Origin of the sequence: Acinetobacter sp. S4400-12, from assembly GCF_024129495.1 — a bacterium.
GTDB classification, from domain to species: Bacteria; Pseudomonadota; Gammaproteobacteria; order Pseudomonadales; family Moraxellaceae; genus Acinetobacter; species Acinetobacter lwoffii_C.
Window position 1 is genome coordinate 207,572 of sequence record NZ_JAMXYB010000001.1, and the last position, 21,384, is coordinate 228,955.

Genomic DNA, 21,384 nt, shown 5'->3' on the forward strand with positions numbered 1-21,384 from the left:
GGCATAGTGCGGCTTAAGATCAATATTAAAAATGCACGTAAAATGAGCTTGAATACGCAGATTTTAATTGCCGCCGTCTTGGGGGTAGGGTTTGGATTTTTACTGACTTTATTTCCAGAAATCCCGTTTTTTAATATCAGCCTGTACGCAATCAGTATTGCGAGTAGCATCTTTATTGGCCTGCTTAAAATGATCCTGATCCCGCTGATTTTTACCTCAATTGTGGTGGGAGTCTCCAATCTGCAAGCCGGCGGGCAGCTCAGCAGGACCTGGAAAATCACATTGATGTGCTGTGTTACGACTACCACTTTAGCACTGATTCTGGGACTCACTTGTGCGCATTTATTTGAGGTGGGCAAGGGGGTAGATGTGGTGATGTTTCAAGATGCCATGGCACAGCATAAAACGCCGGATACCTTGACGCCGTCCTCCTTTTTCACCAATTTTATTCAAAACACCCTGATTAATCCTTTTAAGGCCTTCGCAGATGGCAATGTGCTGGCAGTGGTGGTATTTGCCTTGTTTATCGGGGTGGCGCTGGTGGCAGGTGGTGACCGCTTTCGCACCGTGCGTAAACTCAGTCATCAGTTTTTTGACATCATGATGTTAATGATTGGCTGGGTAATGAAACTGGCGCCGATAGGAATTTTTGCCTTATTGGCCAAACTGATTGCAACCGAAGATATTTCTGTGCTCAGCCGTCTGGCCGAGTTTGCGGCAGTGGTGACTGGAACCACGATTTTTCATGGTGTAGTGGTGCTGCCACTTCTGTTGTGGTTCTTCGGGAAAATGGACCCGTTGACTTTCTTTAAGGGCACCCGTAGCGCTCTGATCACTGCTTTTGCTACCAGTTCCAGTTCTGCCACCATGCCGCTCTCTTTAAAATGTGCACAGGAAAATTTAGGGGTACGCCCACAAACAGCCGGCTTTGTTATCCCTTTAGGCACTCAATTGAATATGGATGGTACGGCCTTATATGAGGCAGCAGCAGCATTGTTTATTGCTAACCTGATGGGGCTAGACCTGAGTTTGGGGCAGCAGCTGATTGTCTGTGCCACGGCAATGATTGCGTCTTTAGGTGCACCGGGTATTCCTAGTGCCGGAATGGTAACCATGATTATGGTGCTACAATCCGTGGGGCTGCCTGCCGAAGCGATTGCGATTCTGTTACCGATCGACCGTCTGCTGGATACAGTGCGTACCGTGGTCAATGTACAGGGTGACATGATGATCAGTGTGGTGGTCGATCGTTATACCCGTGAGCCACAACAGACTTAGTCCACTTCCGAACTGGGGGGTAAACATGATTTTCAGGAGCTGGCTTCCAGATCCTGCACATACACTGTATAACCCTCGTAAGCGCTTGCTTGTGCAGCTCTGATAATTTTGGCGTCGGCATTTTCTGCCTGAGCCATGGCTTGACCGACCTTCAGAGGATTATAGATCTTTTGTCCCCAGCTCATGGGTGTGGGGGACATTGCACTCAGCGTCAGTCCGGTATCCTGTTGAATGCTGCTTTGCGGCCATAAAGCCAGTTTTAAACCTGATTGCAGTTCAATAAATGCCGCAGCGTCCTAATCAAACTCCTCACCGATGACGCCTTCACTGCTTAAGCCCAAGCCTTCACGATAAAAATCCAAGGCTGCCGCCAGGTCGCGCCCTGCAAACTTAATGATGGAAATGCGGGCGTGCATACGCTGTATTTATTGTTATTTCCATATACTGCTGTCTTGGAATAAATTAAAAGCAGGGCATTGGCCCTGCTGGGTAGACATTATTGTATCGTGCGACTTAAGTGATGAATGGGGAAATTATGCCACTTTTAGCTGTGTTGCACGTTTGGCTGCCGGGGAGGATGCCAGATAAGCAATCGCATCTTCAGTTTTGGCCTCGTGCAGTGGATCGTACCATGGCATCAGATATCCCAGCTGCTGTGAGATGAGCCAAAATGGGCTGGGTATTAAATTATTGTTGCGTTGTGCAATCGCATACCATTCACGCCAGATCCACGGCTTGTATACGGCCGGGCGGATCGCTTTAAAGCGGGGGTCTTGTTTCATCAGATGGGCAGTGCCATCAACCCACAGCCCAATCACGGTTGCAATCACAATGATGCTGAGGTAATAACGGGCAATATAACCGCCACCTAAATGACGGTATAAATCAAAGGCGACAGTACGATGTTCAATTTCCTCTGCACCGTGCCATTTAATCAAATCCAGCATGGCCGGGTCTGCTCCCAGTTTCTGCCATTCCTGATTATACAGGGCATATTTACCCAGTACGCAGGTCATGTGTTCCACCGTGGCGATAATGCCGAGGCGAAATACATCCCATTGATGTTCAAGTAATGAAGGAATCTTTAGGCCTAAAGGCTGGTCGGCCAGTAATCGGCTAAACAGGAAATTCATGACATTCAGGTTGCGCTGGATATCAATATTGCGCACGGTTAAATATTCATAATTGGCAGAGTTATGCGCTTGAGCATGCATTGCTTCTTGGCGGATAAAGGCTTGAACATCCTGTTTCAGTTTTTCATCACGAATTTGGGGCAAAACTTTGTTATACAGGCGACAAAACCAGAATTCGCCAGCAGGTAAAATCATATTAATTTCATTGATGAAATAGCTTACATAAGGCTGCTGTGGAATCCAGTCCACGGGCGTGTCTTGCCATTCAAATTTTACTTTACGTGGCTGAATATAATAGCTGATAGATGAGCCGAGTTTAGCGTTTTTTAAACGGGAGAAAAGTTTCATCATACTGTCCTTATTGTTTTAACGTGTAATGCTCTACATGCGGTAAAAATCAGTATGAAAAAAATATCCCGCATTGTGATTAGCAATACGGGACATTGAAATATCAATTAATGATGAATTTGGAGGATTATCCTGATTAGTCGGCTTGTCGGCTTTCATCCGTCGCATCATCGGCAATTTGAGCCTCTGATTCATCTTCTTCTATAGCCATCGATTCTTGTGGTTCATCCAGTTCATCGGCTATCGCGTCAGGAATGCTGTCCAGATCAAACTCAGCGGTCTGATCCAGCGTAAAATTCAGGCGCCCCCCCATCACACTGGCCAGTTCTTCCAAACCTTGCTTATTGAGGGAAGAGAACAGCTGAATCGAAAAGTCCAGCTTCATTTTTTTCAGCTTGGCTTTCACTTCTTGCAGGACTTTAGAGGCTGGACCACGATTCAGTTTGTCAGATTTGGTCAATAACACATGCACGAACAGTTTACGTGAATAGGCCCATTCCAGCATCATGATGTCAAAGTGCTGCAGAGGATGACGGATGTCCATCAATAACACCAGACCTTGCAGGCTCTGGCGATGAATCAGGTAATTTTCCAGCTCTTTTTGCCATACGATCTTCATGGCTTCTGGTACGGCGGCATAGCCATAGCCGGGTAAGTCAACCAGACGCTGATCCGGATTACCCAGACTAAAGAAGTTGATCATCTGGGTGCGCCCCGGCTTTTTCGATGCACGTGCCAGCTGCTTCTGGTTGGTCAAGGCATTAATTGCGCTCGACTTCCCTGCATTTGAACGGCCTGCAAAAGCCACTTCATACCCCGTATCTTCTACACACAGGCTCAGCTTGGGTGCGCTCATTAGGAATTCAGCTTTACGCAACCAGTTCAGTGCGCGCACAGAGTACTCAGTAATCGCAGGATCTACTTTTTTTTCATAGCTGATCTTTTGCTTTGGGGCATTCGATGCCTTACTGTTTTTCGACTTTCCTCTGCTGTGATGCATGGCTCAACTTCAATGACTAATATACAAGGAGCTATTATAAAGGAAGTCGGGCAGGCAAGCGAACTTTAGCGCTGTTCAGCCGCAAAGAGGGGGAAATAGCTGTTAAAGATTAATCAGGTTGATGGGGGACTGAAGGCTAAAATGCCCCTGAACAGGCTGAATCACATCGCCCAGAATATATTGATCCAGACTGGCATAGAACTGTTCCATGGCCTGATCCAGAATGCCTTTTAAACCACAGCCATAGCGCAGTACACAGGGAGGATCATTGCATTCCACAATCTGGTTGTCACGCTGTAAAATCCGCACAATCTGCCCGAGCTGAAGTTTCAAAGTATCCGGATTCAGGCGTACTCCTCCACCTTTGCCGCGGGTGGTAATCAGCCAGTTTTGCTTTGCCATAAAATGGACAATTTTCATCGCATGGTTTTGCGAAACTTCCAGGCGCTCGGCCAGCTCAGCAATCGTATAAGGGAGATCACGGGGTTGTGCAACATACATCAGTATACGAAGCGCATAATCAGTGAATTTATTCAGTTGCATGATAATACTGAGATTTTTGATTAAAAAAATTGGAGCTAGTCTAGCATAACCAAACTAACCCCCCTTTTTTATTTTGTGTCTGTGTTGCCGCTTAGTGGTGTACACCACCTGTGCCAAAGGCTTCACTGTGAATGTTTTCAGCCGGAATACCGCGAGCCAGCAGTACTTTTTGCTGTTCGGCCATAAATGGCATTGGGCCGCAAAGGTAGTAGTCTGCATTTGTTGGTAGTATGGCACTGTCGAGGCTGCTAAGGTCTAAACGACCTGCAATGTCAAAGTCTTCGCCTAATTTGTCGCTGGCATGCGGAAACTCATAGGCAGTCACTGTGCTTAAGCGAGGATATTTTGCTTTTAAATCCTGAATATGCTGTTTCATGGCATGCACTTGTTTGCTGCGACACGCATGAATGAAAGTGACGGGTTGTGGCATATCTAAAGTAACCAGTTGATTCAGCATGGCAATCATTGGGGTGAGGCCTACACCACCACTGATAAATACATTACGTTTATTTGCATCAATCAGGTAGAAATTACCTGTTGGCGCAGACACTTCAATTTCTGAACCTTCTGGCAGGCTATGTAAAGTATTAGAGACCCAGCCCGGAATTAAATCATCTTTTTGATCTTCGCGTTTGACTGAGATACGCAGATAGTCCGCTTGCGGGCAAGTGGACAGCGTATATTGACGAGGCTGTCTTAAGTTGAGTTCCGGCACAAAGACACGAACAGAAATATATTGTCCTGCTTCGTATTTTGGCAAATCGCCACTGTCTACAGGGGTAAGGTAGAAAGAAATAATTTCATCACTTTCCACTACTTTTCTGGCAATTTTAAAATTGCGCCAGCCTAACCAGCTGCCTTTGGTTTGCTGATGTTGATCATAAATGGCTTTTTCAGTGTTGATGAATAAATCTGCCAATTGACCATAAGCCGCAGCCCAAGCGTCAATTAAAGGATCTTCCATTGAAATATTGAGTACTTCACTGATGGAATGCAGCAGGTTTTCCCCCACAATATTGTAATCCGGCGCTTGAATATTCAGGCTGACATGTTTGTGGGCGATCAGTTCAACCACAGGCAAAAGCACGGAAGGGTCTTCAATGTTTTCCGCATAGGCCAACACTGCACCTGCCAGGGCTTGCGCCTGTGCGCCGCTACGCTGATGGCCCATATTGAAGGTTTCTTTTAAGTCTGGATTATTGCCCAGCATGCGGTTATAGAAATAACCTGTCAATGCAACCCCATTTTCACGAAGAACAGGAACAGTGGCTTTTACAAGATCAATTTGCTGCGGAGTCATAGTTGATTTCTCATGGGTGTTATCTATAAGATGTATTTAAAATACATTTTTAAAAATGGTTTTACAATAGCCATCAATTAAATACCCATAAAAAAATTATGGAATATAAGAATATTCCATAATGAAGAGGTTAATGATCGAAGGAATAGATTATTTTTTACGAACAGGGTGCCCAATAAACCCCAGATAATTTTCTCTCCACCCCTGCCACATGCAGCACTTTTGGTAAAAGTTCCAACTGTATCCTGAAACAGTTTTTGATGTTGCTTGGCAGCGGGTTCAGCTGCTTTTTGCTGCAATATCTCAAACGCATTTTCACCATCCAGGCTGTGTAGGTAAGTGCCTGCAATGACACTGAACAGTATTTTGTGTTGTTTGGGGGGCAAGTGGGTTCAATGAAGAATAGGGTACATCACTCAGCAACTTTCAACCATTTGCGATATGCCTTGTTCATTCAGATAGCTTATTCAGGCTTTGCCGGTGCCCAGTTCGCCAATGGCTTGGCTTTTAGGCTTAGGGTTTGAGCAGTGCCCGTTACCCCGGCGATTAAGCCGTGGTGGTGGGCAAATTGTGGGGGTCAAATCCTCTCTGTGTATGGGCAAGTTTTTGGCAATCACGGTTGCTGCACCCATATGATTTCCTATTTTGATTTATTCATGTTGCTGCTGAGCTAACTGTTTTAATGCATTTTCTATATCTTGAATTAAATCTGCAGGATGTTCTAGACCAATACAGAAGCGAACCAGGAAGCCCTCTTTCAAATGTGAATGTTGAAGCATGCGCATCTCTTTTAAGTCATAAAGCATGACCAGGCTAATCGGTCCACCCCAGCTAAATCCGAGCTTGAACAGTTGCAGGGCATCGCAGAAGGTACGAATATCTTCTAAAGTGTATTCAGGTTTAAAAATCACGCTGACCAGACCGGCACTTTGTCCATCTTTGCAAATTTCTTGCCAGTATTTATGACCTGCGGCATGCGCATCGGCAGGATGTAAGACCTGAACAAATTCATTTCGCTGTTGAAGCCAAGCCAGCAGTTTTAAACAGCTTTGAGCTTGATGTTGATAACGCACCTGCATTGACGCCAGGCTGCGTTGCACTTGTGCCACATCATCACCGGACACGCTAATACCTTGAATTGCATGTATACGAAACAACTGATGATGCAGCTTTTGATCCCGTGTCACCACAGAGCCCATCAAGATGTCACCACCGCCGCTTGGATATTTGGTCAACGCATGCACGGTTATATCTACCGCTAAATGTTCCGTACCAAAGTCAAAGGCATTAAATGCCAGACCTGCTCCCCAGGTATTGTCGAGTGCAGTCAAGACATGATGTTTCTGCGCCTTTTGAACTAAAGCGGTCAGATCTGGAAATTCCAGCGTTACTGAACCTGCGGCTTCGAGCCAAATCAGCTTAGCTTTTTCTGTAGGCTGGAATGAACTGGCCGCTAGCGGATTATAGAGCTTTACCGTAATACCATAGCGGCTTTCCAGATTACGCAGATGCTCCATGTTGGGGCCATAAATATTGTCTGCTACCCAGACTTCATCCCCCTGCGCAAGAAAACAGGAATTGACGAGGTTAATGGCCGACAGGCCGCTCGGAGCCAGCAAGCAGTATTGCCCGCCTTCAAGCTGAGCAATGTTGTCGGCTAATGTAAATGTGGTAGGTGTGCCATGGGTGCCATAACTATAATCATAGTCATCGCTCCAGTGGCGATTAAACAATGCATCCGTGGTTTCAAAAATGATGGTAGATGCACGATAAAGGGGAGGCTGAACCGTAGAAATATATTGAGGAGCCTTTCGCGGTGCATGAATCAGGGCGGTTTGTGGATTTTTTTTCACGTGAATGCGCTCAAATGTAAGTCGTTATTGTCCTAGCTTAAGAGAATCTCGAGGGCGCGACTAGGGCTATGAAGATGGTTGAAAAGCTTTATTTGGTTTTAGGGTGGATGGTGTGTTGTAAATTCGGCTTTTACGGCGGGATTAAAATAGCTCAACTCAGAGTAGGCTAGATCTAATAAGCATTTATCTTATGACCCATATTAAAAAAGCTGGCGAGGCCCTTATGCACAGAGTGGAGTAATAGCGAATCCCCATCTTGATCAGCTCGAGCGGTTTGGTAAAAGTATGCTTGTTTCTTAATATATTTTTGAAATAACTCAGTGAATTTAAGAACTTTTGAGAAAGATAAAAAGAGTTGACGCAGTGCTCGAGCCTGTATCTTCAAGTCTGGCAGAAAGTGGAAAATGAATAAAAAATGCTTTATGGAGGAAAATAGCTACTCAAGCATGCAATTAAAAAAAGAAGCGACTGGGTCAATGCTGATACTTCCAGAAAAATAAATGGCCAATTCAGAAAATGCAGCCAAATAGCCGGATAAAACTGTAAAAGGCATTTGCTTATGCATTAAACAATGACTATAATGAGCGACCCTTCAATAGGAAGGGGTTAACTGCGAAGAAAGTAGTTAACTATCGTTACAGTCATGGCATCGATCATGACCTTGGTGATATTTCACTGCTCTTGACACTTACCTTGAAATAGTGGGGTGAGATGCGTCAAGAGTGATTCTTTATATATTTGGCTTGGAGTTAACTGGTATGTCTAACCAGAGAATTCGTATCCGTCTTAAGTCTTTTGATCACCGTCTAATTGATCAATCAGCTCAAGAAATCGTAGAAACAGCAAAACGTACTGGCGCACAAGTATGTGGTCCAATTCCAATGCCTACACGCATTGAACGTTTTAACGTTTTAACATCACCACACGTTAACAAAGATGCGCGTGACCAATACGAGATCCGCACTTACAAACGTTTGATCGACATCGTTCAACCTACTGATAAAACTGTTGATGCGTTGATGAAGTTAGATCTAGCAGCTGGTGTTGATGTTCAGATCGCATTGGGTTAAGGCTTTCGGTTAATTAACACTCTAAGTTAATTAGGCCGCTTTTTTAGAGGTTTATGCACATGGCTATTGGTTTAGTCGGTCGCAAGTGCGGTATGACACGTGTCTTTACAGACGCTGGTGTTTCTGTGCCTGTTACAGTGATTGAGGTTGATCCTAACCGAATCACTCAAATCAAAACGCTTGAAACTGATGGTTATCAAGCGATTCAAATCACTACTGGTGAACGTCGCGAATCTCGCGTAACTAACGCTCAGAAAGGCCACTTTGCGAAAGCGGGTGTTGCTGCTGGTCGTCTGGTTCAAGAATTCCGCGTTTCAGAAGCTGAGCTTGAAGGTCGTGAAGTTGGCGCTACTATTGGCGTAGATCTGTTCACAGTGGGTCAAATTGTTGACGTAACTGGTCAGTCTAAAGGTAAAGGTTTCCAGGGTGGTGTTAAGCGTTGGAACTTCCGTACGCAAGATGCTTCACATGGTAACTCTGTATCTCACCGTGTTCTAGGTTCTACAGGTCAAAACCAGACTCCTGGTCGCGTGTTCAAAGGCAAAAAAATGGCTGGCCATTTAGGTGCTGAGCGCGTAACTGTACAGGGTCTTGAAATTGTATCTATCGACGCAGAACGTTCAGTTCTGGTAGTTAAAGGTGCGATTCCTGGTGCTACCGGTGGCGACGTAACTGTTCGTCCTACGATCAAGGCCTGAGGGGAAATAACGTGAATTTAAATACTGTTTCCGGCTCTGCTGTTGAATTATCAGAAGTTGCGTTCGGTCGTGAATTTAATGAAGCTCTTGTACACCAAGTTGTTACAGCTTACCTAGCTGGTGGTCGTCAAGGTTCTAAAGCTCAGAAATCACGTTCGGAAGTTGCTGGCGGTGGTAAAAAACCATTCCGTCAAAAAGGTACTGGCCGCGCTCGTGCTGGTTCTATTCGTAGCCCAATCTGGGTTGGCGGTGGTAAAACTTTTGCTGCTCGTCCACAAGACTGGTCTCAAAAAGTAAACCGTAAAATGTACCGCGGTGCTATGCAATGCATTCTGGCTGAACTTGTTCGTCAAGATCGCTTGGTGCTGGTTGATGAGTTTGCAGTTGCAGCTCCAAAAACTAAAGAATTGCTTGCAAAACTTAACGACTTGAATGCTACGCGTGCATTGATCGTTACTGATGCTGTTGATGAGAACTTGTATCTGGCAGCTCGCAACATTCCATACGTTGATGTGGTTGATGCGACTGCAATCGATCCTGTTAGCTTGATCGCGTTCGATAAAGTTGTTATGTCTGTAGCTGCTGCTAAGAAAATTGAGGTAGAACTCGGATGAACAACGAACGTTTATATCAAGTCCTGCAAGGACCTGTTTTCTCAGAAAAAGCACAAGTTTTAGGTGAGACTGCTGGTGTTCAAGTATTCAAAGTTGCACTTGATGCAAATAAGCTTGAAATCAAAAAAGCAGTTGAACAACTCTTTGGTGTGGAAGTGGTTAAAGTTAACACGACTGTCACTAAAGGTAAGTCTAAACGCTTTGGTAAAACATTAGGACGTCGTTCTGATGTTAAAAAAGCATACGTCACCCTGAAAGCTGGCCAAGATGTTGAAATGGCTGACTTGGGCGATACCGCTGAAAGCACAGCGGAATAAGGACGAAAATTATGCCGATTCAAAAATGTAAGCCAACGTCTCCAGGACGTCGCTTTGTAGAGAAAGTCGTTCACGACCATCTTCACAAAGGTGCTCCGTACGCTCCATTAGTTGAAGCTAAAAAGCGTACTGGCGGCCGTAATAACAACGGTCACATTACGACTCGTCACGTTGGTGGCGGTCATAAACAACACTACCGTATCGTAGACTTTAAACGTAACAAAGATGGCATTCCTGCTGTAGTTGAGCGTATTGAATACGATCCAAACCGTACTGCGCACCTTGCGTTGCTGAAGTATGCTGACGGTGAACGTCGCTACATCATCGCACCTAAAGGTCTGCGTGCTGGTGATGCAGTTCAGTCTGGTAACGATGCTCCAATTCGTCCAGGTAACTGTTTGCCACTTCGCAACATGCCGATCGGTTCTACTCTTCACAACATCGAGCTTAAAATCGGTAAGGGCGCGCAATTAGTACGTTCTGCTGGTACGTCTGCTCAGTTGTTGGGTCGTGACGGTTCTTACGCAATTATTCGTCTTCGTTCAGGCGAAATGCGTAAAGTACACGTTGAATGCCGCGCTGTGTTAGGTGAAGTATCTAACTCAGAAAGCAACCTTCGTTCACTGGGTAAAGCTGGTGCATCACGCTGGCGTGGTGTTCGTCCTACCGTTCGTGGTATGGCGATGAACCCGGTAGATCACCCACATGGTGGTGGTGAAGGGCGTAACAAGGGTATTCAACCTGTAAGCCCATGGGGTCAAAAAGCTAAAGGGTACAAGACACGTACCAATAAGCGTACGACTAAGATGATTATTCGCGACCGTCGCGTTAAGTAACAAGTAAAGGAATCTGACAATGCCTCGTTCTCTGAAAAAAGGCCCATTCGTCGATGCGCACTTGTTCGCTAAGGTTGAAGCGGCTATCGCGGCGAATAACCGTAAGCCGATCAAAACTTGGTCGCGTCGTTCGATGATCCTCCCGGATTTTGTTGGTTTAACAATTTCTGTTCACAATGGTCGTAACCATGTTCCGGTAATCGTATCTGAGCATATGGTTGGTCACAAGCTTGGTGAATTTGCACCGACTCGTACCTACCGTGGTCACGGTGTTGACAAGAAATCTAAACGTTAATAGGTGCTATGATGGAAGTAACTGCTAAATTACGCGGTGCCGCTATCTCGGCACAAAAAGCTCGTTTGGTTGCAGATCTTATCCGCGGCAAATCTGTTGCGCACGCTCTTAACATTCTTAACTTCAGCAACAAAAAAGCTGCAGTTCTGGTTAAGAAAGCGTTGGAATCTGCAATTGCAAACGCTGAACACAATAACAGTTTAGATGTAGACGATCTTAAAGTTTCTACGATCTACGTTGATGAGGGCATGAGCCTGAAACGTATTATGCCACGTGCTAAAGGTCGTGCAGATCGTATTACTAAGCGTACTTGTCACATCACCGTTAAGGTAGGGGTTTGATATGGGTCAGAAGGTTCATCCAATCGGTATCCGCCTAGGTGTTGTGAAACGTCATAACGCTAACTGGTATGCGAATCCGAAACAATACGCTGAATACTTGCTTAAAGATTTGCAAGTTCGTGAGTTTTTAACTAAAAAACTTAAGAATGCAATGATCAGCAATATTCTTATCGAACGCCCTACAGGCGCTGCTAAAGTAACAATTAGCACTGCTCGTCCTGGTATCGTGATCGGTAAAAAAGGCGAAGACATTGAGAAATTACAACGCGAATTAACATCTATCATGGGTGTTCCTGCGCAAGTAAGCATCAACGAAATCGATCGTCCAGACTTAGACGCGCGTCTGGTTGCTGAAGCAATCGCTTCTCAATTAGAAAAACGTGTAATGTTCCGTCGTGCTATGAAGCGTGCGGTTCAAAACACGATGCGTGCTGGTGCTAAAGGTATCAAAGTAGAAGTTTCAGGCCGTTTAGGTGGTGCTGAGATTGCTCGTACTGAATGGTATCGTGAAGGCCGTGTACCTCTACATACGCTTCGTGCTGATATCGACTACGCAACTATGCGCGCTGAGACTACTTACGGTACGATTGGTGTTAAAGTTTGGATCTTTCGTGGTGAGATCTTGGGCGGCATGAAACAAGTCATGAACCCGGCTCCAGCTGAAGAGCGTCAAGCTAAACGCGGTCGCGGTCGTGGTGAAGGTCAAGAGCGTCGTGGTCGTCGCAATGATCGTTCTGCTGAAAAAGGAGAATAATCCATGTTGCAACCTAAACGTACTAAATTCCGTAAGGTGCAAAAAGGCCGTAACACTGGTCTAGCGCACCGCGGTAGCTCAGTATCTTTTGGTACTATTGCGCTTAAATCAGTTGAACGTGGTCAAATGACTGCGCGTCAAATTGAAGCAGCACGTCGTACAATCAGCCGTCGTATTAAACGTGGTGGTAAGATCTTTATCCGTGTTTTCCCGGACAAGCCGATTACTTCTAAACCACTTGAAGTGCGTATGGGTAAAGGTAAAGGTTCTGTGGAATACTGGGTTTGTCAAATCAAACCAGGTAAAGTCTTGTACGAAATTGATGGTGTGAACGAAGAGTTGGCAACAGAAGCATTCAAGCTTGCTGCAGCTAAACTTCCGTTTAAAACCACTATCGTGACTCGGACGGTAATGTAATGAAAACTAAAGATCTACGTGAAAAGTCGGTAGAAGAGTTGACAGCTTTGCTTGATGAGCAACAGCTTAACCAATTCCGTCTTCGTATGGCGAAAGCAACTGGTCAATTGGGTAAATCGCACGAAGTTGCATTGACTCGCAAGACTGTTGCTCGTATCAAGACCCTACTTACCGAAAAACAGGGGAACGGACAATGAGTGAAAATACAGTCCGCACGTTAACCGGCAAGGTTGTGAGCGACAAGATGGACAAGTCTATCGTTGTACTGATCGAACGCCGCGTTCAACACCCGTTGTATGGCAAATTAATCCGCCGTTCAACAAAATTACATGCTCATGATGAGAACAATACTGCCAAGCTTGGTGATGTTGTAACCATTAAAGAAAGCCGCCCAATGTCTAAAACTAAGTCTTGGACTTTAGTTGAAGTTGTTGAAGCAGCTGCTGAGTAATTAACGTTCTTGTTGCATCATCGGTTAATTTCGAGTACTCTTTGAGCCTTTCGAAATTGTGACCGGTGATGCTCGGTTTTGGAGTAGGGCAATGATTCAGACCGAAACTATGCTCGACGTAGCAGACAACAGTGGTGCTCGCCGCGTACAATGTATTAAAGTACTTGGTGGTTCACATCGTCGTTATGCTTCTGTTGGCGACATTATTAAAGTTACTGTAAAAGAAGCAATTCCACGCGCACGTGTTAAAAAAGGTGACGTGATGAATGCAGTGGTTGTTCGTACTAAATTCGGCATCCGTCGTCCAGACGGTTCAGTGATTCGTTTTGACGATAACGCTGCTGTTATTTTGAACAACAACAAAGCGCCGATTGCAACTCGTATTTTCGGACCAGTGACTCGTGAACTTCGTACTGAACAGTTCATGAAAATTATTTCATTGGCTCCTGAAGTTCTATAAGAGGCGATCATGGCGAAGATTAAAAAAGGCGATCAAGTAATTGTGATCGCAGGTAAAGAGAAAGGCAAACAGGGGACTGTTCTGTCGGTTTCTAATGACCGTGTTAAGGTTGAAGGCCTTAACTTGGTTAAGAAGCATCAAAAGCCAAACCGTGTTACTGGCGCTGAAGGCGGCATCGTAACTCAGGAAGCTTCGCTTCATATTTCAAATGTGGCAATTTTTAATGCTACAACCCAAAAGGCTGACCGTGTTGGTTACCAAGTGATTGATGGCGTGAAAACTCGCGTTTATAAATCAAATGGTGAATCAGTGGCGGTAGCGAAGTAATAGGTTGAAATAGGCAATGGCCAGACTTAAAACACGTTACAACGACGAACTTAAAGCTCAGTTACAAGAAACATTGGGTCTTAAGAATGTGATGGAGATTCCTCGCATCACTAAAATCACAATCAACATGGGTGTTGGTGCAGCAGCTGCTGACAAAAAACTCCTTGATGGTGCTCTTTCTGATATGCAAGCTATCTCTGGTCAAAAACCAGTACTTACGTTAGCTCGTAAATCAATTGCTGGTTTTAAAATCCGTGATGGTTGGCCGATCGGTTGTAAAGTTACTTTACGCGGCGAACGTATGTACGAATTCTTAGACCGTCTAATCTCGATTGCGATCCCTCGTATCCGTGACTTCCGTGGTTTCTCTGCGAAATCATTTGATGGTCGTGGTAACTACTCAATGGGTCTTAAGGAACAGATCATGTTCCCTGAAGTCGATTTTGACAAGATTGACCGTATTCGTGGTATGGACATTACCATTACTACGACTGCTCGCACCGATGACGAAGGCCGTGCGCTTATGCGTGCATTCGGCTTCCCGTTCAAATAAGAGGTCGATATGGCTAAGAAAAGTATGATTAATCGCGAGTTGAAACGCGAAGCTACTGTTGCTAAATACGCTGCAAAACGTGCTGAATTAAAAGCTGTAATTGCAAACGTAAATGCATCAGATGAAGAACGTTTCGATGCGATGATGAAGTTACAAGCATTACCACGTAATGCGTCTCCAGTACGTCTACGTAACCGTTGTGGTTTAACTGGTCGTCCTCATGGTTACTTCCGTAAGTTCGGCTTAAGCCGTAACAAGTTACGTGACACAGTAATGCAAGGTGATGTACCGGGCGTTGTTAAGGCAAGCTGGTAAGGAGCACTATAAATGAGTATGCAAGATACCGTTGCCGACATGCTAACACGTGTTCGTAACGCACAAATGGCAAAGAAACAAACAGTTTCTATGCCTAATTCTAAGTTGAAAGTTGCGATTGCTAACGTACTTCAACAAGAAGGTTATATTTCAAATGTAGAAGTTGCGGATATTGAAGGTAAAGCAACTCTTACTTTGACTTTAAAATATTTTGAAGGCAAACCAGTTATCGAAACTGTGAAACGCGTAAGCCGTCCTGGTCTACGTCAGTATCGCGGTAAAGATGCACTTCCAAGCGTTAAGCAAGGTTTAGGTATTGCAATTGTTTCTACAAGCAAAGGCATCATGACTGATCGCGCTGCACGTGCTGCAGGCGTTGGTGGTGAAGTTATTGCTTTTGTTTCTTAATAGGTGATTCCTCATGTCTCGTGTGGCTAAAGCCCCAGTAACTGTCCCTAACGGTGTAACAGTTACTCAGAACGGCCGGCAGGTCGAAGTGAAAGGCAGCAAAGGTACATTGTCTTTCAACCTGCATGCGCTGGTCGAGCTTAAACAGGAAGAAGGTCAACTTCAAATTGCTCCTAAAGCTGAGTCGAAAGACGCTTGGATGCAAGCTGGTACTGCTCGCGCTGTGCTTAACAACCTTGTAAAAGGTGTGAGCGAAGGTTTCGAACGTAAGTTACAACTTATCGGTGTTGGTTATAAAGCTGCGGTTAAAGGTAACATTGTTAACCTTAACCTTGGTTTCTCTCACCCGATCGACTATACGCTTCCTGAAGGTGTAACTGCTGAAACTCCAACTGCAACTGAAATTGTTCTGAAATCTGCTGATAAAGCAGCTTTAGGCCAAGTTGCTGCAGATATCCGTGGTTACCGTCCACCAGAGCCATATAAAGGTAAAGGTGTTCGTTATTCTGACGAAGTTGTACTTCGTAAAGAAGCTAAGAAGAAATAAGGCGCGAGGTTCTTATGAACGAAAAGAAACAATCCCGTTTGCGTCGTGCGAAAAGCACACGCTTGCACATCCGTGCATTGGGTGCGACTCGTTTGTGTGTAAACCGCACTCCGCGTCACATCTATGCTCAAGTTATCTCGGCAGATGGTGGCAAAGTATTAGCGCAAGCTTCTACTTTAGATGCTACTTTACGTGCGGGTACAACTGGTAACGTTGAAGCAGCTCAGAAAGTAGGTGCTTTAATCGCAGAGCGCGCTAAAGCAGCTGGTGTTACTAAAGTTGCATTTGACCGTTCTGGTTTCAAATATCATGGTCGTATCAAAGCCTTGGCTGATGCTGCCCGTGAAAACGGCTTGGAGTTCTAATCATGGCTAAAGTTGAACAAAACGAAGGTCTTGTTGAAAAGCTGGTTGCCGTTGATCGTGTAGCCAAAGTTGTTAAGGGTGGTCGTATCTTCTCTTTCACCGCATTGACTGTAGTGGGTGATGGAAATGGTCGCGTAGGTTTTGGTCGTGGTAAGGCACGTGAAGTTCCAGCTGCTATCTCTAAAGCACTTGAAGCTGCACGTCGTAACATGATTACCGTTGATCTTGTTGATGGTACGTTACAACACCCGATTCATGCTCGTCATGGCGCTAGTCGTGTATTCATGCAGCCTGCCTCTGAAGGTACTGGTGTAATTGCTGGTGGCGCTATGCGTGCAGTTTTAGAAGCTGTTGGTGTACGCGACGTATTAACTAAATGCCGTGGTTCTACTAACGCTGCTAACGTAGTAAACGCAACTTTCAATGGTTTGCGTGATATGACTACTCCTGAGAAGGTTGCTGCGAAACGTGGTCTGTCAGTAGAACAAATTCAAGGGTAATCAATCATGAAAACGATTAAAGTTACCCAGACTAAATCTGCATCGCATCGCTTGAAAAATCACAAGCTGAGCCTGAAAGGTTTAGGTCTGCGTCGTATTGGTCATACTGTAGAAGTGTTAGATACACCTTCTAACCGTGGTATGATCAACCAAGTCTACTATATGGTTAGTGTAGAGGAATAAGCCATGACTCTGCGTTTAAATGAACTTGCACCTGCAGAAGGTGCGAAGCGTGAAGCTCGTCGCATAGGCCGTGGTATCGGTTCTGGCGTTGGCAAGACTGGTGGTCGTGGTATCAAAGGTCAAAACTCACGTAAGAGCGGCGGCGTCCGTCCAGGTTTCGAAGGTGGTCAAACTGCGCTTTATCGTCGTTTACCTAAATTCGGCTTCACTAGCCAATTGGCTTTGAAAACTGCTGAAGTACGTCTATCTGAGCTGACTAAAGTTGAAGGTGACATCGTGTCTCTTGAAACTTTAAAAGCTGCGAACGTTGTACGTAAAGACATGACTCGTGCTCGTATCGTACTTTCTGGTGAAATTACTCGCGCATTCACTTTACAAGGTGTTGCTGTGACTAAAGGCGCTAAAGCTGCTGTTGAAGCTGCTGGCGGTAAAGTCGAGGAGTAATCCCCTGTGTCTATGACTCCTAGTTCTTCAGGTCATGTCAACATGATGAAAGGCCAACCATTTCATGTGAAATATCGTGAAATTATTCGTCGAATGATGTTTCTCATTGGTGCGTTGTTGGTATTTCGACTAGGAGCGCATATTCCAGTACCAGGCATTAATAATGCTGCACTTGAAAATCTGTTTAATGCAAACCAGGGCACGATCCTTGGTTTGTTTAACATGTTTTCGGGTGGTGCATTAGAGCGGATGTCTATTCTTGCACTCGGAATTATGCCTTACATTTCTGCATCTATTATCGTGCAGTTAATGTCCTCGGTGGTTCCTCAGCTCGAAGCTTTGAAAAAAGAAGGTGAGCAGGGCAAACGTAAGATTAATCAATATACACGACAGGGCACACTGTTCCTTGCACTGGTGCAAGCGATCGGTATGTGTGCAGGCCTGATCAGCCAGGGAATTACCCTGACTTCTGGTCTGGCTTTTTATGTTCCTGCAGTAACTTCTCTGGTCGCGGGAACCATGTTCCTGATGTGGCTGGGTGAACAGATTACTGAGCGCGGGGTGGGAAATGGTATTTCCATGATCATCTTCGCAGGTATTGTTGCAGGATTGCCGAACCTGGTTATGCAGTCTCTGACTTCTGTAGATAATGGTCAGACAAGTCTGATTGGCCTTGCCATATTTGGATTGTTATCTATTGCCGTGCTTGCAGCCATTGTATTTATCGAGAAGGCGCAACGTCGTATTCCGGTGAACTATGCCCAAAAGCAGCAGGGTCGTCGTGTATTTACTGCACAGCAAACTCATTTGCCATTAAAAATTAATATGGCAGGTGTGATTCCGGCAATTTTTGCCAGTTCATTGCTTCTGTTTCCAGCGAGCTTGGGGCAGTGGGTCGGTAGTTCGGATCCGAGTGCAGGAATTATCAAGCGTGGTCTGCAAGATCTGGCATTGGTTTTATCGCCTGGTCAGCCGTTGTATTTGGTGCTCTTTGGTGCGTTAATTATCTTTTTCTGTTACTTCTATACAGCACTGGTATTTAGTCCTAAAGAAGTATCAGAGAACTTGAAGCGCAGCGGAGCTTATGTGCCTGGTATACGTCCAGGTGAGCAAACTGCTCGTTACTTAGATCATATTCTCAGTCGTTTGACCTTTATTGGCGCGATTTACATCACTGTCATCTGTTTAATGCCGATGATCCTGCAAAGCTCTTTTGGGATTCCATTTAGCTTGGGTGGAACATCGTTGCTGATCGTGGTAGTGGTGGTGATGGACTTTATGGCTCAGCTGCAAGCACATCTCACCTCGCACCAGTACGATAATCAAACGTTAATGAGAAAAACGACTGCTCATCCTAAGGGATAAGCGCACTTAGAGGTTTCATCATGAAAGTACAAGCTTCTGTAAAGAAAATTTGTGGTAGCTGTAAAGTTATCCGTCGTAATGGGGTTATCCGCGTAATTTGTAGCGCAGAACCTCGTCATAAGCAGCGTCAAGGTTAATCTGATCAAGACCTGTTGATTTCAGTAGGCGAATTGGGTTATTATCCGCCCCTCAAGATTTTTGTGGGGCGGTTGATTATCTTAACTGCCTTTTTGGAGAAAATTGAATGGCTCGTATTGCCGGTGTAAACATTCCGGATAACAAGCATGCTGTTATCTCTCTAACGTATATCTTTGGTATTGGTCGCCACACTGCTAAGACTATCTTAGCTGCTGCAGGTATCCCAACTACTACTAAGATCCGTGAGTTAGATGACACTCAGCTTGATGCGATTCGTGCAGAAGTTGCCAAGGTTCCGACCGAAGGTGATTTACGTCGCGAAATTTCCATGAACATTAAACGTTTAATGGATTTAGGCTGCTACCGCGGTCTTCGTCATCGTCGCAGCTTGCCTGTCCGTGGACAAAACACCAAAAATAACGCACGTACCCGTAAAGGTCCGCGCAAACCGATTAAGAAATAAGATTTCTGGAAGCTAAAAGATGGCTAAAGATACTCGCGCACGCAAGAAGGTCACCCGTACCGTCTCTGAAGGTGTTGCACACATTCACGCTTCTTTTAATAACACCATTGTGACTATTACCGATCGTCAAGGTAATGCACTGGCTTGGGCCACCTCAGGTGGACAAGGCTTCCGTGGATCACGTAAATCAACTCCGTTCGCTGCTCAGGTAGCTGCTGAAGTTGCTGGTAAAGCTGCTTTAGATTACGGTTTGAAAAATTTGGACGTCCTTGTAAAAGGTCCTGGTCCAGGTCGTGAGTCTGCGGTTCGTGCATTAGGTGCAGTGGGTTATAAAATTAACAGCATTACCGATGTGACTCCAATTCCTCACAACGGTTGCCGTCCACCTAAAAAACGTCGCGTGTAAGGAGAAACATTCATGGCTCGTTATATTGGTCCAAAATGCAAACTCTCTCGTCGCGAAGGGACAGACCTGCAACTAAAATCTGGCGTTAAACCATTTGACGTTAAGACTAAAAAACATGCTAAAGCTCCTGGCCAACATGGTCAAAGCCGTGCAAAACAATCTGAGTACTCACTACAATTACGTGAAAAACAAAAAGTACGTCGCATGTACGGTGTTTTAGAGCGTCAATTTAGTAATTACTATAAAGAAGCTGCTCGTGTTAAAGGTGCAACTGGTGAAAACCTGTTGAAATTGCTTGAAAGCCGCCTGGATAACGTGGTTTATCGCATGGGTTTTGGTTCTACACGTGCAGAAGCTCGTCAGCTGGTATCACACCGCTCAATCACTTTAAATGGTCGTCGCGTAAACATCGCGTCTATCCAGGTTAAAGCGGGTGATGTAATTGCAGTTCACGAAGGCGCTAAACAACAATTACGTATTAAAAACGCAATTGAATTGGCTGCTCAACGTGGTATTCCTTCTTGGATGGAAGTAGATCATTCTAAACTAGAAGGTACGTTCAAAACTGCTCCAGATCGTTCTGATTTACCTGCTGAAATCAACGAAAGCTTGATTGTAGAATTGTATTCTAAATAATCCTTGAGGTAGCAATATGACGCGTACTGCAAATGAGTTTCTAACTCCGCAAGCGATCAAGGTCGAAGCGGCAAGCGGGACCTCGGCAAAAGTTATTCTAGAACCGTTAGAGCGTGGCTTTGGTCATACTCTTGGTAATGCTTTACGTCGCATCCTTCTTTCTTCTTTACCTGGCGCAGCTGTGGTGGAAGTAGAAATTGAGGGTGTTGAGCACGAGTACAGTACTTTGGAAGGCTTGCAGCAGGACATCGTCGAGCTCTTGCTGAACCTAAAAGGATTGTCTATTAAGCTGTTCGATCAAAATGAAGCTTATTTAACATTAGAGAAACAAGGTCCAGGCGACGTTACTGCGGCTGACCTTCGTTTACCTCATAATGTTGAAGTGGTTAACACTGAACACTTGATTGGTACATTAAGTGCTACAGGCTCATTAAAAATGCGCCTGAAAGTGGCCCAAGGCCGTGGCTATGAAACGTCTGACTCACGCTTCCCGGAAGGCGAAACTCGCCCAGTGGGTCGTTTACAGTTGGATGCTTCTTATAGTCCGATCAAACGTGTGTCTTATACAGTGGAAAACGCTCGTGTAGAACAACGTACTGACCTTGACAAACTGATCATTGATCTTGAAACCAACGGTACAGTTGATCCTGAAGAAGCAATCCGTAAAGCGGCGACGATTTTGCAACAACAAATTGCAATCTTTGTTGACCTTCAGAAAGATCAAGCGCCTGTGGCTCAAGAACCTCGTGAAGAAGTTGATCCAATCTTGCTTCGTCCAGTAGATGATCTAGAGCTAACTGTTCGTTCTGCTAACTGTTTGAAAGCAGAAAACATTTACTACATTGGTGATCTTGTACAGCGTACTGAAGTTGAGTTGCTTAAAACTCCTAACTTGGGTAAAAAATCGCTTACTGAGATCAAAGATGTTCTGGCTTCTAAAGGCTTACAACTCGGCATGCGTTTAGAGAACTGGCCACCAGCCAGCCTCCGTATGGACGATCGTTTCGCCTATCGTAGCCGTTAATT

General features: G+C 45.0%; 35 protein-coding genes and 1 pseudogene. 28 read left to right on the forward strand and 8 right to left on the reverse strand.

Going from position 1 to position 21,384, the window contains the following annotated elements; genetic code table 11:
• Positions 1–42: 42 nt before the first annotated feature.
• Positions 43–1,278 carry a dicarboxylate/amino acid:cation symporter gene (locus NI461_RS00970; RefSeq protein ID WP_174660283.1) on the forward strand — a complete coding sequence of 412 codons (1,236 nt, stop codon included), beginning with the start codon at positions 43–45 and terminating at the stop codon, positions 1,276–1,278.
• A 32-nt stretch (positions 1,279–1,310) separates the two neighbouring features.
• On the opposite strand, the gene NI461_RS00975 is transcribed toward NI461_RS00970, so the two are convergent.
• The 8 genes from NI461_RS00975 to NI461_RS01005 all read right to left on the reverse strand — a co-directional run bounded on the left by NI461_RS00975 (position 1,311) and on the right by NI461_RS01005 (position 7,455).
• A complete protein-coding gene (locus tag NI461_RS00975) occupies positions 1,311–1,463 on the reverse strand; it encodes a hypothetical protein (protein ID WP_253156170.1) in 153 nt (50 codons plus the stop codon).
• Between the two features lie 111 nt (positions 1,464–1,574).
• Positions 1,575–1,694 (reverse strand): VOC family protein, encoded by a 120-nt coding sequence (locus tag NI461_RS14270; RefSeq protein ID WP_367273579.1) that lies wholly within the window; start codon positions 1,692–1,694, stop codon positions 1,575–1,577.
• A 117-nt stretch (positions 1,695–1,811) separates the two neighbouring features.
• Positions 1,812–2,759 (reverse strand): metal-dependent hydrolase, encoded by a 948-nt coding sequence (locus NI461_RS00980; protein WP_253156172.1) that lies wholly within the window; start codon positions 2,757–2,759, stop codon positions 1,812–1,814.
• 136 nt (positions 2,760–2,895) lie between these two features.
• Positions 2,896–3,759 (reverse strand): ribosome biogenesis GTP-binding protein YihA/YsxC, encoded by an 864-nt coding sequence (gene yihA, locus NI461_RS00985; RefSeq protein WP_253156183.1) that lies wholly within the window; start codon positions 3,757–3,759, stop codon positions 2,896–2,898.
• A 102-nt stretch (positions 3,760–3,861) separates the two neighbouring features.
• Entirely contained in the window at positions 3,862–4,302 is a 441-nt protein-coding gene (locus tag NI461_RS00990) for an Rrf2 family transcriptional regulator (protein ID WP_174660280.1), read from the reverse strand.
• A 91-nt stretch (positions 4,303–4,393) separates the two neighbouring features.
• Entirely contained in the window at positions 4,394–5,602 is a 1,209-nt protein-coding gene (gene hmpA / locus NI461_RS00995; RefSeq protein WP_253156185.1) for an NO-inducible flavohemoprotein, read from the reverse strand.
• Positions 5,603–5,679: 77 nt separating this feature from the next.
• Positions 5,680–5,988, reverse strand: a complete 309-nt coding sequence (locus NI461_RS01000) for a hypothetical protein (protein ID WP_253156187.1) — start codon at positions 5,986–5,988, stop codon at positions 5,680–5,682.
• Positions 5,989–6,252: 264 nt separating this feature from the next.
• A complete protein-coding gene (locus tag NI461_RS01005) occupies positions 6,253–7,455 on the reverse strand; it encodes a PLP-dependent transferase (RefSeq protein ID WP_253156189.1) in 1,203 nt (400 codons plus the stop codon).
• 758 nt (positions 7,456–8,213) lie between these two features.
• Here NI461_RS01005 and rpsJ point away from each other — a divergent pair.
• From rpsJ to rpoA, 27 genes and pseudogenes are all read left to right on the forward strand, one after another.
• Positions 8,214–8,525, forward strand: a complete 312-nt coding sequence (rpsJ, locus tag NI461_RS01010; protein ID WP_000070912.1) for a 30S ribosomal protein S10 — start codon at positions 8,214–8,216, stop codon at positions 8,523–8,525.
• Between the two features lie 59 nt (positions 8,526–8,584).
• On the forward strand, positions 8,585–9,223 hold the full coding sequence (rplC, locus tag NI461_RS01015) for a 50S ribosomal protein L3 (protein ID WP_151203991.1): 639 nt from the start codon (positions 8,585–8,587) through the stop codon (positions 9,221–9,223).
• A gap of 11 nt (positions 9,224–9,234) precedes the next feature.
• Positions 9,235–9,837: a 50S ribosomal protein L4 gene (gene rplD / locus NI461_RS01020; protein ID WP_151203990.1), complete on the forward strand. Its 603-nt coding sequence runs from the start codon at positions 9,235–9,237 to the stop codon at positions 9,835–9,837.
• Positions 9,834–10,154 (forward strand): 50S ribosomal protein L23, encoded by a 321-nt coding sequence (gene rplW, locus NI461_RS01025; protein ID WP_151203989.1) that lies wholly within the window; start codon positions 9,834–9,836, stop codon positions 10,152–10,154. Before rplD ends, rplW begins: the two co-directional genes overlap by 4 nt.
• An 11-nt stretch (positions 10,155–10,165) precedes the next feature.
• Positions 10,166–10,990 (forward strand): 50S ribosomal protein L2, encoded by an 825-nt coding sequence (rplB, locus tag NI461_RS01030; RefSeq protein WP_151203988.1) that lies wholly within the window; start codon positions 10,166–10,168, stop codon positions 10,988–10,990.
• Positions 10,991–11,009: 19 nt separating this feature from the next.
• Positions 11,010–11,285 carry a 30S ribosomal protein S19 gene (gene rpsS / locus NI461_RS01035; RefSeq protein WP_004281508.1) on the forward strand — a complete coding sequence of 92 codons (276 nt, stop codon included), beginning with the start codon at positions 11,010–11,012 and terminating at the stop codon, positions 11,283–11,285.
• An 11-nt stretch (positions 11,286–11,296) separates the two neighbouring features.
• Positions 11,297–11,626 carry a 50S ribosomal protein L22 gene (gene rplV, locus NI461_RS01040; protein ID WP_001982638.1) on the forward strand — a complete coding sequence of 110 codons (330 nt, stop codon included), beginning with the start codon at positions 11,297–11,299 and terminating at the stop codon, positions 11,624–11,626.
• Between the two features lies 1 nt (position 11,627).
• Positions 11,628–12,444: pseudogene (gene rpsC / locus NI461_RS01045) on the forward strand (30S ribosomal protein S3).
• On the forward strand, positions 12,384–12,797 hold the full coding sequence (gene rplP, locus NI461_RS01050; RefSeq protein ID WP_151203986.1) for a 50S ribosomal protein L16: 414 nt from the start codon (positions 12,384–12,386) through the stop codon (positions 12,795–12,797). Before rpsC ends, rplP begins: the two are co-directional and overlap by 61 nt.
• A complete protein-coding gene (rpmC, locus tag NI461_RS01055; RefSeq protein ID WP_151203985.1) occupies positions 12,797–12,994 on the forward strand; it encodes a 50S ribosomal protein L29 in 198 nt (65 codons plus the stop codon). Before rplP ends, rpmC begins: the two co-directional genes overlap by 1 nt.
• Positions 12,991–13,248 carry a 30S ribosomal protein S17 gene (gene rpsQ, locus NI461_RS01060; RefSeq protein ID WP_151203984.1) on the forward strand — a complete coding sequence of 86 codons (258 nt, stop codon included), beginning with the start codon at positions 12,991–12,993 and terminating at the stop codon, positions 13,246–13,248. The genes rpmC and rpsQ overlap by 4 nt, the downstream gene beginning before the upstream one ends.
• Before the next feature lie 91 nt (positions 13,249–13,339).
• Positions 13,340–13,708 (forward strand): 50S ribosomal protein L14, encoded by a 369-nt coding sequence (rplN, locus tag NI461_RS01065; protein ID WP_001982634.1) that lies wholly within the window; start codon positions 13,340–13,342, stop codon positions 13,706–13,708.
• A 9-nt stretch (positions 13,709–13,717) separates the two neighbouring features.
• Entirely contained in the window at positions 13,718–14,035 is a 318-nt protein-coding gene (gene rplX / locus NI461_RS01070) for a 50S ribosomal protein L24 (protein WP_151203983.1), read from the forward strand.
• 16 nt (positions 14,036–14,051) lie between these two features.
• Entirely contained in the window at positions 14,052–14,588 is a 537-nt protein-coding gene (gene rplE / locus NI461_RS01075) for a 50S ribosomal protein L5 (protein WP_151203982.1), read from the forward strand.
• A 9-nt stretch (positions 14,589–14,597) separates the two neighbouring features.
• Entirely contained in the window at positions 14,598–14,903 is a 306-nt protein-coding gene (rpsN, locus tag NI461_RS01080) for a 30S ribosomal protein S14 (protein WP_151203981.1), read from the forward strand.
• A 12-nt stretch (positions 14,904–14,915) separates the two neighbouring features.
• Positions 14,916–15,311: a 30S ribosomal protein S8 gene (rpsH, locus tag NI461_RS01085; RefSeq protein ID WP_253156199.1), complete on the forward strand. Its 396-nt coding sequence runs from the start codon at positions 14,916–14,918 to the stop codon at positions 15,309–15,311.
• A gap of 13 nt (positions 15,312–15,324) precedes the next feature.
• Positions 15,325–15,858 (forward strand): 50S ribosomal protein L6, encoded by a 534-nt coding sequence (rplF, locus tag NI461_RS01090; protein ID WP_151203979.1) that lies wholly within the window; start codon positions 15,325–15,327, stop codon positions 15,856–15,858.
• Between the two features lie 14 nt (positions 15,859–15,872).
• The gene (gene rplR / locus NI461_RS01095; RefSeq protein ID WP_004281497.1) at positions 15,873–16,223 is read left to right on the forward strand and encodes a 50S ribosomal protein L18; all 351 of its coding nucleotides are present in this window, start codon (positions 15,873–15,875) and stop codon (positions 16,221–16,223) included.
• A gap of 2 nt (positions 16,224–16,225) precedes the next feature.
• Entirely contained in the window at positions 16,226–16,723 is a 498-nt protein-coding gene (gene rpsE / locus NI461_RS01100; RefSeq protein WP_151203978.1) for a 30S ribosomal protein S5, read from the forward strand.
• Positions 16,724–16,729: 6 nt separating this feature from the next.
• Positions 16,730–16,906: a 50S ribosomal protein L30 gene (gene rpmD / locus NI461_RS01105; protein ID WP_004809788.1), complete on the forward strand. Its 177-nt coding sequence runs from the start codon at positions 16,730–16,732 to the stop codon at positions 16,904–16,906.
• A gap of 3 nt (positions 16,907–16,909) precedes the next feature.
• Entirely contained in the window at positions 16,910–17,350 is a 441-nt protein-coding gene (gene rplO, locus NI461_RS01110; protein WP_151203977.1) for a 50S ribosomal protein L15, read from the forward strand.
• A 45-nt stretch (positions 17,351–17,395) separates the two neighbouring features.
• Positions 17,396–18,715, forward strand: a complete 1,320-nt coding sequence (gene secY, locus NI461_RS01115; protein WP_171478806.1) for a preprotein translocase subunit SecY — start codon at positions 17,396–17,398, stop codon at positions 18,713–18,715.
• A gap of 20 nt (positions 18,716–18,735) precedes the next feature.
• Complete coding sequence (gene rpmJ, locus NI461_RS01120) at positions 18,736–18,852, forward strand: 50S ribosomal protein L36 (protein ID WP_000867907.1); 117 nt, start codon at positions 18,736–18,738, stop codon at positions 18,850–18,852.
• 107 nt (positions 18,853–18,959) lie between these two features.
• Positions 18,960–19,316 carry a 30S ribosomal protein S13 gene (gene rpsM, locus NI461_RS01125; RefSeq protein WP_151203976.1) on the forward strand — a complete coding sequence of 119 codons (357 nt, stop codon included), beginning with the start codon at positions 18,960–18,962 and terminating at the stop codon, positions 19,314–19,316.
• 19 nt (positions 19,317–19,335) lie between these two features.
• Positions 19,336–19,722 carry a 30S ribosomal protein S11 gene (rpsK, locus tag NI461_RS01130; protein ID WP_004281491.1) on the forward strand — a complete coding sequence of 129 codons (387 nt, stop codon included), beginning with the start codon at positions 19,336–19,338 and terminating at the stop codon, positions 19,720–19,722.
• 12 nt (positions 19,723–19,734) lie between these two features.
• A complete protein-coding gene (gene rpsD, locus NI461_RS01135; RefSeq protein ID WP_151203975.1) occupies positions 19,735–20,358 on the forward strand; it encodes a 30S ribosomal protein S4 in 624 nt (207 codons plus the stop codon).
• A gap of 16 nt (positions 20,359–20,374) precedes the next feature.
• Positions 20,375–21,382 (forward strand): DNA-directed RNA polymerase subunit alpha, encoded by a 1,008-nt coding sequence (gene rpoA, locus NI461_RS01140; protein WP_253156201.1) that lies wholly within the window; start codon positions 20,375–20,377, stop codon positions 21,380–21,382.
• Positions 21,383–21,384 lie beyond the last annotated feature (2 nt).